General features: G+C 38.9%; 11 protein-coding genes. 1 reads left to right on the forward strand and 10 read right to left on the reverse strand.

Features of this window, described 5'->3' with window-relative positions; all coding sequences use genetic code 11:
* Nucleotides 1-80: 80 nt before the first annotated feature.
* From hypD to ACESM9_RS11545, 10 genes are all read right to left on the reverse strand, one after another.
* The gene (hypD, locus tag ACESM9_RS11500; RefSeq protein WP_372998569.1) at nucleotides 81-2,441 is read right to left on the reverse strand and encodes a trans-4-hydroxy-L-proline dehydratase; all 2,361 of its coding nucleotides are present in this window, start codon (nucleotides 2,439-2,441) and stop codon (nucleotides 81-83) included.
* A gap of 4 nt (nucleotides 2,442-2,445) precedes the next feature.
* Nucleotides 2,446-3,372: a glycyl-radical enzyme activating protein gene (locus ACESM9_RS11505; protein WP_372998573.1), complete on the reverse strand. Its 927-nt coding sequence runs from the start codon at nucleotides 3,370-3,372 to the stop codon at nucleotides 2,446-2,448.
* 154 nt (nucleotides 3,373-3,526) lie between these two features.
* Nucleotides 3,527-4,942 carry a sigma-54 interaction domain-containing protein gene (locus ACESM9_RS11510; protein WP_372998576.1) on the reverse strand — a complete coding sequence of 472 codons (1,416 nt, stop codon included), beginning with the start codon at nucleotides 4,940-4,942 and terminating at the stop codon, nucleotides 3,527-3,529.
* Nucleotides 4,943-5,018: 76 nt separating this feature from the next.
* Nucleotides 5,019-5,519 (reverse strand): gamma carbonic anhydrase family protein, encoded by a 501-nt coding sequence (locus ACESM9_RS11515; protein ID WP_372998579.1) that lies wholly within the window; start codon nucleotides 5,517-5,519, stop codon nucleotides 5,019-5,021.
* 142 nt (nucleotides 5,520-5,661) lie between these two features.
* Complete coding sequence (locus tag ACESM9_RS11520; RefSeq protein ID WP_372998600.1) at nucleotides 5,662-6,954, reverse strand: histidine--tRNA ligase; 1,293 nt, start codon at nucleotides 6,952-6,954, stop codon at nucleotides 5,662-5,664.
* A gap of 18 nt (nucleotides 6,955-6,972) precedes the next feature.
* Entirely contained in the window at nucleotides 6,973-7,101 is a 129-nt protein-coding gene (locus ACESM9_RS11525) for a hypothetical protein (RefSeq protein ID WP_372998582.1), read from the reverse strand.
* Nucleotides 7,102-7,267: 166 nt separating this feature from the next.
* Nucleotides 7,268-8,569 carry a glycosyltransferase family 2 protein gene (locus ACESM9_RS11530; RefSeq protein WP_372998585.1) on the reverse strand — a complete coding sequence of 434 codons (1,302 nt, stop codon included), beginning with the start codon at nucleotides 8,567-8,569 and terminating at the stop codon, nucleotides 7,268-7,270.
* 217 nt (nucleotides 8,570-8,786) lie between these two features.
* Nucleotides 8,787-9,554, reverse strand: coding sequence for an acyl-CoA dehydratase activase (locus tag ACESM9_RS11535; RefSeq protein WP_372998589.1), 768 nt, complete (start codon nucleotides 9,552-9,554; stop codon nucleotides 8,787-8,789).
* A gap of 22 nt (nucleotides 9,555-9,576) precedes the next feature.
* On the reverse strand, nucleotides 9,577-9,828 hold the full coding sequence (locus ACESM9_RS11540) for a DUF3343 domain-containing protein (RefSeq protein WP_372998591.1): 252 nt from the start codon (nucleotides 9,826-9,828) through the stop codon (nucleotides 9,577-9,579).
* 2 nt (nucleotides 9,829-9,830) lie between these two features.
* On the reverse strand, nucleotides 9,831-11,102 hold the full coding sequence (locus tag ACESM9_RS11545) for a double-cubane-cluster-containing anaerobic reductase (RefSeq protein ID WP_372998594.1): 1,272 nt from the start codon (nucleotides 11,100-11,102) through the stop codon (nucleotides 9,831-9,833).
* 204 nt (nucleotides 11,103-11,306) lie between these two features.
* Here ACESM9_RS11545 and ACESM9_RS11550 point away from each other — a divergent pair.
* A partial coding sequence (locus ACESM9_RS11550; protein WP_372998597.1) for a DUF2500 domain-containing protein occupies nucleotides 11,307-11,630 on the forward strand: 324 nt, incomplete at its 3' end.

Consider the following 11,630-nt stretch of genomic DNA (forward strand, 5'->3'; position numbering starts at 1 on the left):
GTAAAATTATATATCAACCAAAAAGCCTCTTAGATATAATATAACTATACCTAAGAGGCTTTTTTAACTATTTATAACTGTTAAAATCCCTGGTGTTCTGTTCTTGTTATAATCTCATTTTGCAGTGCTTCTCCCAAATCATTAAAGTAATCGCTGTAGCCTGCAACACGAACAATAAGATCTCTGTAGTTTTCCGGATGTTTTTGTGCATCTCTTAAAGTATTGGCATCTACAACATTAAATTGTATGTGATGTCCGTCCAGTTTAAAATATGTTCTTACAAGCTGTACCCATTTATCCAATGCTTCATCGCTGTTAACCACACTTGGTGAGAACTTCTGGTTGAGCAGAGTTCCTCCGGTTCTGATGTGATCCATCTTGCTGGCAGATTTGATAACTCCTGTAGGACCTTTTCGGTCCGTTCCCTGTACAGGTGATATTCCTTCGGATTGAGGCATGCCTGCCCTTCTTCCGTCAGGGGTAGCTCCCGTAACCTCTCCAAAATAAACATGGCAGGTGGTGGGAAGCATATCTATTCTATGGGTTCCGCCGCAAACAGTTGGTCTGCCGTTGACTTCATTGTAGTATGCATCAAAGGCTTCCTTCATGATTTCATCTGCATAGTCATCATCATTACCGTATCTTGGTGTCCTATTGAGGAATAGTTGGCGTATATCTTCCCTTCCCTCAAAATTATTATCCAATACCTCCAGCATTTCTTTCATCGTAAGTCTCCTATCGTCAAATACATGCTTTTTTATGGATGACAGGCTGTCTGTCAAGGTGCCTATGCCTACCCCTTGGATATACCTTGTATTATATCTAGCTCCTCCTGCATTGTAGTCCTTACCCCTCTTTATACAGTCATCAATAATTATGGAGAGGAAAGGACATGGCATTTGATCAGCATATAGCTTCTCTATCACATTGTTGCCTCTTATCTTTATATCTATGAAATGATGCATCTGCTTTTTGAATGCCTCAAACAAATCTTCATAGGTTTTAAATTCTGCCGGGTCGCCGGTTTCCATTCCAATCTTCTTGCCGGTTCTTGGGTCTACTCCGTTATGAAGTGTTATTTCAAGAACCTTAACCAAATTGAAATAACCCGTCAGTATATAGGCTTCTTTTCCGAAGGCTCCTGTCTCCACACAGCCGGAAGTTCCTCCACATCTTGCATCTTCTACGGATTTACCTGCTCTCAGCATTTCCTGTACCACCACATCAGCATTGAATATGGAAGGCTGTCCAAAGCCTGTGGCAACTATTTTCAAAGCTCGCTTCAGGAATTTGTCCGGATTCTTCTTGCTCAGCTGTACATTGGAGCTGGGCTGAAGGAGTCTCATCTCTTCTATGACATCCAATATCATATATGTCATATCATTTACTCCATCAGAACCATCCTTAGTCAATCCTCCGGTATTGATATTGGCAAAATCCGTATAGGTGCCGCTTTCCTTTAGAGTAATACCAACCTTCGGAGGTGCCGGCTGATTATTGAACTTTATCCAGAAAAGCTGCAATAATTCTCTGGCCTGTTCTTCTGTCAATGTACCATCCTCAATTCCTTTCTTATAGAAGGGATAGAGATGCTGATCCAGTCTGCCCGGGTTAAAGGAATCCCAAGTGTTTAGCTCAGTGATGACACTTAAGTGAACGAACCAATACATCTGAAGGGCTTCCCAGAAATTTCGCGGTGCATGAGCAGGTACATGATCACAAACTTCAGCAATTTGAAGCAGTTCTTTCTTTCTCTTTTCATCCTTTTCTGCCTCTGCCAATTCTCTGGCCTTCTCTGCATGCCTTTTTCCGAAGGTAATAATGGCATCACAGCATATTGCCATGGCTTTTAATTCCTCATGTTTTGCATAGGCTTCAGGGTCATTCAGGAAATCCAGCTTCTCTATTTCTTCCTCAATTTCCTTCTTGAAGTCCAAGAATCCCTTGTGATATATCTTATCGTCAGCAACAGTGTGTCCTGGAGATCTCTGCTCCATAAATTCAGTGTATATTCCTGCTTCATAGCAGTCCTTCCATTCCTGGGTCATATTATTGAGGATGAGGTCCCTCATTGCTCTTCCCTCCCAGAAGGGTATTATTTCGTCTCTTTGTATCTCCTTTGTTTCTTCAGATACTTTAAAAAATACTTTTTCTCTTTTATCAATTACTTCAAAATCCTGAATGGTATGACAGCATAATTCAGGATAAGTGGGTGTAGCCTTAGGTTCAGGTCCTCTCTCTCCTACTATTAATTCATTATCATTTATGCATATAGTCTTGTTTTCGCATAATTCCTTAAAGACTAATGCTCGAAGCACCGGAATAGAAACCTTTCCCTGATATTTTTTGTAAGCCCTTGTAACAATCTGAGCTCTTTCGATAGACATGGTTGGTACTGCGTCCAAACTTTGCTGTCTTAAAGTCTTTACTCTTTCATTCATAACACTAACTCCCTATCTTTACTTTAAATCCATATGTCATAAGCTTTTGAGCTATTTCTTTCATTCTCTCATCTGATGGAGCCTTTAAGTCGGCCAGGCCGTATTTCTTGTTTAGTCTTTTATATTTTTCCATAGCAATATTGTGATAGGGCAGAACATTTATTTGCTCAATACCCCTTAACCCAGAGAGAAATCTGCCTATGGCCTCCAAGTTGTCATTATCATCATTTATACCTGGGATTATAGGTATTCTGATAAAAATCCTCTTGCCCAAATTTATCAACTCTTTAAGATTGTCTAATATTATTTCGTTGGATCCACCTGCATATTTCTTGTGTTTTTCATTATCCATCAGTTTTAAATCATAGAGAAGCAGATCTATATATTTGCTTAATTCTATAATTATATCTCTTTGTACAAAACCGCTGGTATCAACCGCTGTGTGTATATCCTTCCTGTGGCAGCTAATGAGCAGTTCTTTCAAAAAGGCCGGTTGCATAAATGGTTCTCCTCCTGAAAAGGTCACTCCCCCACCGGATTCTTCATAGAAAGGTTTATCCTTTTCAATTTCCTTCACGACCTCTTCCACGTTCATATACTCTCCCGCCATCTCCATGGCACCTGCATAGCAAACCTCGGCACATTGACCACAGTTTGTGCATTTAGTCATATCATATATGATTTTGCTTTCTCTTATAATAATTGCACCTGTAGAACAAACTTTGGCACAGCTACCACAGCCTATGCATCTATCGGAAAATCTTATCAGCTGTGGTTTGGACATCTGGCTCTCCGGATTATGGCACCACAGACATCTCAATGGGCATCCTTTCATAAATACCGTTGTCCTTATACCTGGTCCGTCATGAATTGAATATTTCATTATATTAAATATACAGCCTTCCACTTTATCACCTCTATGTGAAAACATAGCAAATATAATGCCATCTTTTTTTATAAGTCATGGAAAGCATAAACTACATCAGTTTAGACTTTCCGTCATGAATTAAAAAAACAACCACGGTACGAATTTTGGTACTATGGTTGTCTTATATTATTAATTATGTACTGTTTATGATACCAGGCTAATCTTTATAATCACATTTAATACCCAATCTCTTCAGTTTCCCATGAAGAGTTTGCTTTGGTATTTTAAGAGCCCTGGCAGCCCTTGCACAATTCCCACCCGCTTCTTCAATAGCTGATATAATCAAGGATTTTTCATATTCAGCCACCGCGCTCTTAAGTCCCATATCTTTAGGTATTTCCCCTATGGGATATTTTATATATGATGGACTTTGCCCTAGTATATTATAATTTTGTAAATCTTTTAATTCGATATAATCTCCATCGGAAAAGTTCATGGCGCTCTCCACAGTGTTTTCTAATTCCCTCACATTTCCAGGCCATTCATTGTCAAGGAATCTCTGTTGGACTTCCTTTGTCACACCTTTAATGTTTTTGCTCATTTTTCTATTAAGAACATTGATGAAATGATTTGTCAATAATGGTATGTCCTCTTTTCGCTCTCTCAGAGGCGGCACATGGAGGTATATTACATTGAGCCTATAGAATAAGTCTCGTCTCATCAGATTTTGCTCAAGCATTACATTAGGGTCCATGTTGGTAGCGGCTATTATTCGCACATTCACATCTTTTGTAGTAGAACTTCCTATCCTTCTTATAACTCCATCTTGAATGACTCGAAGAAGCTTTGATTGAAGCTCCAGATTCATCGAATTTATCTCATCAAGGAAAAGAGTTCCTCCATCAGCTAGTTCAAATATCCCCGGTCTGTCCTTTGCTCCTGTGAAGCTGCCCTGAGCTGTTCCAAATAATATACTCTCCAGAAGGTTCTCCGGCAGTGCAGCACAATTTTGGGCTATGAATGGCTTTTCCCTTCTATTGCTTAAGTTGTGAATGGATTGGACGATGAGTTCCTTGCCTGTACCTGTTTCACCATAAATAAATACAGGGGACCCGCTGTTTGCAAGCTTTCTTATCCTGTTTTTCAGCTCTACCATCGATCTGCTTTCGCCCACAATATCATTAATGGTATACTGGGTGCCGTTTGAGATTTTATTATTCTTCCCTGATTTTTTTGAATATAGCTCATTTTGCAGCATAAGTATTTTCTCAGACAGCTCTCTCATATTTGTAAGGTCTTTAAATATTTCAAAGGCCCCCACCAGTTCTCCATCTTCATATATTGGCACGGTAGTGGTTATTATTGAGACGCTTTTCCCTTTATAATTGATATAGTTCTGAACTTCATTTATTACAGGTTTCCCAGTAGTAATGACTTTATAAAATGTACTGGTGTTGCTATCTAAATGAGGAAAAACTTCAAATAGTTTTTTCCCTATAGCTTCATCAGAATCAAAACCTGTTATCTCCGTAGAGGCTGGTTTGTAATAAGTAATGGTAAAATCTTTATCCAAAACTATTATGCCCTCCTCTAACCATTGCATAATAAGATTCTTAACATTGTTTTGATCCATAGCGAAGCCCCCTTAAAAACATTATGGCAAAATTTCCTTGTAACTAAAATATATCATAAATTTGCATCTAACCAATTTATCTATACTCTTTTGCCAATTCAACATAATGAAGAGCAGTTTCTATTATACTTTTTCTGTCTTCTTCACTCAATTCTCTCACAATCTTGGCTGGTGTACCCATAACCATTGAGTTGGAAGGTATCTTTTTGTTTGGTGGCACTAAGGCTCCCGCTCCTATTATCACATTATCGCCTATTTCAGCCCCATCTAAAACTATGGCTCCCATTCCGACGAGAACATTATTGCCTACTTTGCAAGCATGGACGATAGCTCCATGACCAGCAGTAACATAATCTCCGATTATGGTAGGATGGGTATCGTTAATATGGATGGTGCAGTTGTCCTGTATATTGGTGTTTTCTCCTATGGTTATATAATTTCCGTCACCCCTTACAACTGTACCAAACCATATGCTGGAGTTCTTGTTTATCTTTACTCTGCCGATAACTGTAGCGTTTTCTGCTATAAAGCAGCTATCATGGATATCTGGTTTATTTCCCTTGTATTCTATGATCATATGTACCCTCCTGTAATGTATGTTTATATTTAAAATATAGCATATATATTAATTTCGTCCAATATTATCATTGAACAATAAACCTATAGAGTTACCTTCGATGAATGCTTCGCACCACGAGACTCTGGGGACGGTTGTCTCATCAGATTTTAATCTTCAGGTATTCTATCAGCTCTTCCATAGCTATTGTTTCCTCTTTGCCGTTTTCCATATCCTTCAGCTTAACACTTTGGGCTTTTAATTCTTCTTCTCCCAGAATTATGACATAGGGAATTCTTTCTTTATTGGCATAATCAAGGCTCTTTTTCAGCTTCCTACCTGTCATTTCAATATCTACATAAAATCCATTTGTTCTAAGCTTCTGGGCTAGCTTCATTGACTCAACTTCAGTTCCCATGGGAATCAGGTAAAAATCAATGGGAGATCTGAAGCTTTCTTTGTTCTGCATGGATAAGGCAGTGTATATGACATCAAGACCAAAGGATATTCCCACTGCCGGGTATTCTATGCCATTGTCCAAAAAGCCTCCAATTATGCGATCGTACCTTCCGCCACCTCCAAGGCTGGAGGTTATGCTTCCATCACAAAGGAATATTTCAAACACTGTACCGGTATAAATCTCCAGACCCCTTGCCAGGAAAGGATTCAATCTGGTCTTTGATGCTATTCCCATGGCATCCAAATAGGCTCCAAGCTCCTCCAATTCCTTAACACCCTCAGCCATGACTTCATTGTTGCAATTGTTTTTATAGTATTCCAATGGATTATCAGTGCCCTTCTTCAATACTGAAAGCAGCTTCTCTATGGCTTCATCTTCGATGCCTTTTTCTATAAGCTCCTGTCGTACTCCATCCTCTCCAATCTTCTCTATCTTGTCTAAGGATAGTATCACATCATTTACCATTTCCTTGTCCACATCAGCGCTCATTATGATGCCGGACAGAAGCTTGCGATTATTGTATGAAACATAGATATCTAATCCAAGCTTATCAAAGACTTCTACTGCCATAGCAATGTATTCAGCATCTGCCATGACGGATTTAACTCCTACCATGTCCACATCGCACTGAGTGAATTCACGATTTCTGCCTGTTTTCACCGGGCCATCCCTGAAAACCTTGCCTATCTCATATCTTTTAAAGGGAAGCCTCAGATTGGGGTTCATGCCTACTACCTTTGCAAAGGGAACCGTCAGATCGTAGCGGAGAGCGATTTCTCTGTCTCCCTGATCTGTCAGTTTATATACTTCCTTGAGGATTTCTGCCCCTCCCGCATATTTGGAAGCCATCACATCATAATAATTAAGAATAGGAGTCTCCAGTGGCAGATAGCCATATTTCTCGAAAGTGTTCTCCAAAGTCTTTCTTATCTTGTTTCGGAAATATTGCTCCTCCGGCAAATAATCCTTCGTCCCCTTAAGGTTTCTTAATTTCAATTCCATACCTTTACCTCCTCAAAATTTTTCTATAAATAAAGAGCCATACAGATTATTCACCTGCATGGCTCTTTTCATATCTACACCATCGCAGGCACAAGCACAACCAGTGCCTGCACCTGCGAAATATTTCTCAGCTGCAAGCACCCTTCCTATGATGGTGTACGTGGTTATTAAGTTTTACTGCTATTGCATAAACCATAGTAGAGGCTCCTTTATTCATAAAATAAATATCATCAGCAGTTTGCTATTGCATAGATATTACCACTTTTACTTATGCATTTCAAGGATTAAATAACTACTGAGTCTTGACCTATTTCCAGACTCGGCTCAGGTTTAATAATTCTTGAATGTAGCCCAATATGGACATAGGGCTCATTAGCATTTGGTAGAACAATACATAGAATATAAAGCCTAATTTGTTCTTTCGTATTCTAAGGTCAAGCCTTCGAAAAACGCTTTTTTGATAATTGTATAGTATATAATTTTGGAGTATGCACAAAGGAAGAACAAACAAAGTATAGGGACCAACTATCCAAAACTTACCGAAGAAGGCTAAAACAAGACCAGGTATCCAACAAAAGGTGTATACAAAATCCAGATAGGGCATTATCAGGTTTATTCCTGTCATGTATCTCACATACATCATTGGCTGTTTCCAAGGCTTAATCAGTTTCAAAGCCTCTATCATGCCTCTAGCCCATCTGCTTCTTTGCCTGGTTAAATGCTTCATAGTAACAGGCACCTCTGTAAAAGCAACAGCAAGCGGTTCAAAGTATACCAGTGAATTATTCTTAAGGAAGTTCCATGTGAGAACAATGTCCTCTCCTATAGCATCAGGCCAGCCCTTCAAGTCCTTGATTACTCTTGTCTCATACAACGAAAAGGCTCCCTGGGCTACCAAGGTACCCTGATATAATCCCTGAAGTCTTTTTATGCTGGCTATACCCAAGAAGTAATCCCACTCCTGTATCCTGGCTATAAAATTCTTGCGGCTGTTTCTTACCAGAACTGCTCCTGCCACAGCACAAACTCCCTGGGGAGCTGATTCTTTCCTTGATACCAGATATCTTACTGCAGATTTATGAAGCAAAGTATCTGCATCCAAAGTTATTACATATTCTGTATCAACATATTTCAGTGCCTTATTTAGCGCATGATTCTTCCCTGGCTTGGGTTCTCTGAGAATTTGCACCGGCAACGAAAGTTCTTCAGCAGCTTCCATTGCTATTTTTCCAGTTTCATCACTGGAATTATTGTCAACCACTATAGTATTTATTATTCCTCTATAATCCTGCTGTTTAATATACTTCAGAGTAGTACCAATATTTTTTTCTTCATTATGGCATGCGATTATTATTGTTATTGGAATATCTGGATCAGATACCTTAAAGGAAGGCTGACGATCCAAAAGCAGGCTTACAACCATGAAAGCGTTTACATATCCAGGCAGATAGCTTATTCCAGCAATAATGAATACTGCAATAGGAAGTGATACTATTATACCCAATTCAAAAACCCAAGGCAGGGATACAATTATAGAAAAAGTAGTCCAAAGAGCTGCTATAGCATGTCCAATCCAAAACTTCGTTCTTACTGCGATGTATTTCTTCATATTATCCCCAATCTATATCCTAGCTTTGTTAATAAATTTTATTAGTGAATATTTTTTATTATAATCTTATTCTATCAGCAAATCCAATTACACTAAATGGAAAATACAGGACTTGGTCACATTGCTCATTCCAGTGCTTTATTTTAACACAAAAATAAGTCGGAATAAGTAACAAATGTTACCTTAACCGACTTATTAAACAAACATCTTTCTATATTTAACTTTTTATACCATACCCTAATAGGGCAGCTCCTATAGCTCCTGCATACTGCGCTTCTTCATGGGTATATATAGTGCATTTCAGCTTCTTTTCAAGGATAGCTCTAATTTGCTCATTTTTGGACACTCCACCAGTAAAGAATACCGAATCTCTTATTTTTATTCTGTTAGCTATATGTGCAATTTTATTGGATATGGAATGTAGTATACCCGAAGAAATAGACTCCTTAGTAGCTCCGGCAGCCAGAAGGCTTATGACCTCACTCTCTGCAAATACTGCACACATGCTGTTTATATCCCTCGGTGCCGATTGAGCTGCTAAATCCTCTAATTCGTCTACTTCTACCTCCAGCACATGGGCCATTACTTGAAGAAATCTACCAGTGCCTGCGGCACATTTATCATTCATAATAAAATCCAACACATTGCCTTCATCATCAATAGATATTGCCTTGCTGTCCTGTCCTCCCACATCTATAATTGTCCTGGCTTTTGGATTCAGATACCTTGCACCTTTAGCATGACAGGTTATCTCAGTAATTCTTCTTGTTGCAAAGGGTATGGATACTCTTCCGTAACCTGTGCCTACTATTTCAACTACATCATCTTCTTTTCCACCGCTTATGTCAAGAATCTTTCTATAAAGCTCTTCTCCAGTTTTCTTCAGGTTCCATCCTGTGGGCTGCATAAGCAGATGCATTTTCTCTCCGTCATAGGCAGCAGCTTTTGCACATACTGACCCAATATCGATTCCTATACTGATCATATATTTCTCCTCATATGCATTGTTATATGAATTTAATATCAATATTTTTTCTCTCTAAAAAGCGAAGTCCTGATACCTTTATTTCATACTTATCAATAATGTCCAAAATAGCCTTTTCATCCTCATGCTCATATTTTATTGCAATACCGCAGCATTTGCTGAGCTGTCTGGGAGTTGGTACTATTGTATATTTTATATTGTTTTCCTTTAGCTTTTTCACCATCATCAAGCCATCGGTATGAGTGTTGAACAATATATAATAATCATATTCCATTATTAGCCTATCATCTCCAGGAAAGCCTCCACTCTTGTCTGTATTTGTCCTACATCATCGTTGCTATAATCACTCTCAATGAATAGCACAGGTATGCCTGCTTCCTTCAGGGCTTTTTCTACATTGGCATATTCTATATTGTAGGTATGGCAGAATTGGAGACTGTTGTATATTACTCCATCTGCTTTATACTCCTTAGCAAGCCTTATTATGTCCTCTTCTCTTCCTTTGTTAGGAGTAAAACATGCACAATTTATCTTTAAGTATCTATCAGCTAGTGCATTTATCATGCCATCCATTGTGGTTGCACTCTCATCTACAAGGTTTTCGAAATATCTTGTGCCTGTACAGGTTTCTTCAGCAACAACCACAGCACCGCTGGTTTCTATTATATGATGGATTTTCCAATTAGGAACAGCCATGGGAGTACCGCTTATGAGTATTCTCTTGCCACCTTTTTTGTTTACGGAAATACCCTTCTTGATTCTATCCTCCAGTTCATCGCAAAGCTCATTGGTCATTTCTATAAATCTCTCAGGATTATCGTAAAATGCTATTTGAGATATTAAGAGTGCGTCCTTGCCGCTTATGGGCACGCCAAGTTCTTTTCTGGCATTATAGAGTCTTTGTAAAGCCATTCTTTTTCTGTTGCATAGCTTGATAGCTTCATGAAGCTTTTCTTCCGTTATAATGTTACTTGTCAGCTTCTCCAGTTTCTCTTTTAGAGCATATATCTCTTCTGCCCACTTCTTATAGTCTTTTTCCCTTTTCATCTGCGGAAGATCCATTACATATGTATCCACATAATCATCAAGAACTTCCCAGGCTTTCTTTTTTGCATCGCAAGTTGTCTCCCCTATTATCATGTCGCAGGATTGGAAATAGGGGCAAGTGCCGCTTACTTTAGCTCCCATGAAAGCCTTTACCAATGGGCATATGTTTCTTGGCAAGACCTTCTCTCCGTCTTCTATCCAGAATTGAGATCCGGCACATAATCCGACGCCTATGGCACCGGTAGCAAGAATAAGCTCATCGGGAACAAATACGCAAAAAGTACCTACTACCTTGCCACCTTGCTTTTTGTGATCATCAAGCTCTTTAATTCTAAGCCCATGTACCTCAGATACTACAAAGTTATAGTAGTTCATGCCTTCCGGTCTGTTTTCCTGGCTTAAATAAACTCCGCCGTAGAGCTGAGGAAGAACCTCACACAGCACATCATGTTTTTCCAGATCCATCCCGAGTTTTTGCCATAATTCTCTGTAATCTGCCATTTGATACCCCTCCAATAATTATTTCATAAATAATAATACCATGTCTTTCTTTTGTGCATGATTGTTTATTTCTATGGCAGATTTATATCATATTGATTATGTCTATAAAAAAGAAAATCGGACAAGGGAGCAGGCCTTGAAACAGTTTCTCTCAGCCCTCTTTTATGATACAATTATTGTATAATGATTAGGAGGAAGTATTATATGTTTTTTTCGCCTTTTGATAACTTTATGTTTAATGCAGTACCAATAATAATTATGGTGTTTTTTGTAATCATTACCGGTGTAATTCTTATAGGCATAGGCACAGGAATTAGAGAAAATATAAGAAACAGAAAGATGGAAGAGGTAACAATTCCTGCAAGGATTATAACGAAAAGAACCCATGTATGGGGCGGACATGGCAATTCCAGTGCCCATACCAGATATTATTTAACCTTTGAGGATGAAAATGGCGAGAGAACTGAATTCTCTGTGAGCGGCAGCTTTTACAGCATGCATGCGGAGGGAGACACAGGGATGCTGACT

The organism is Lutispora sp., from assembly GCF_041687175.1.
Classification (GTDB): Bacteria; Bacillota; Clostridia; order Lutisporales; family Lutisporaceae; genus Lutispora.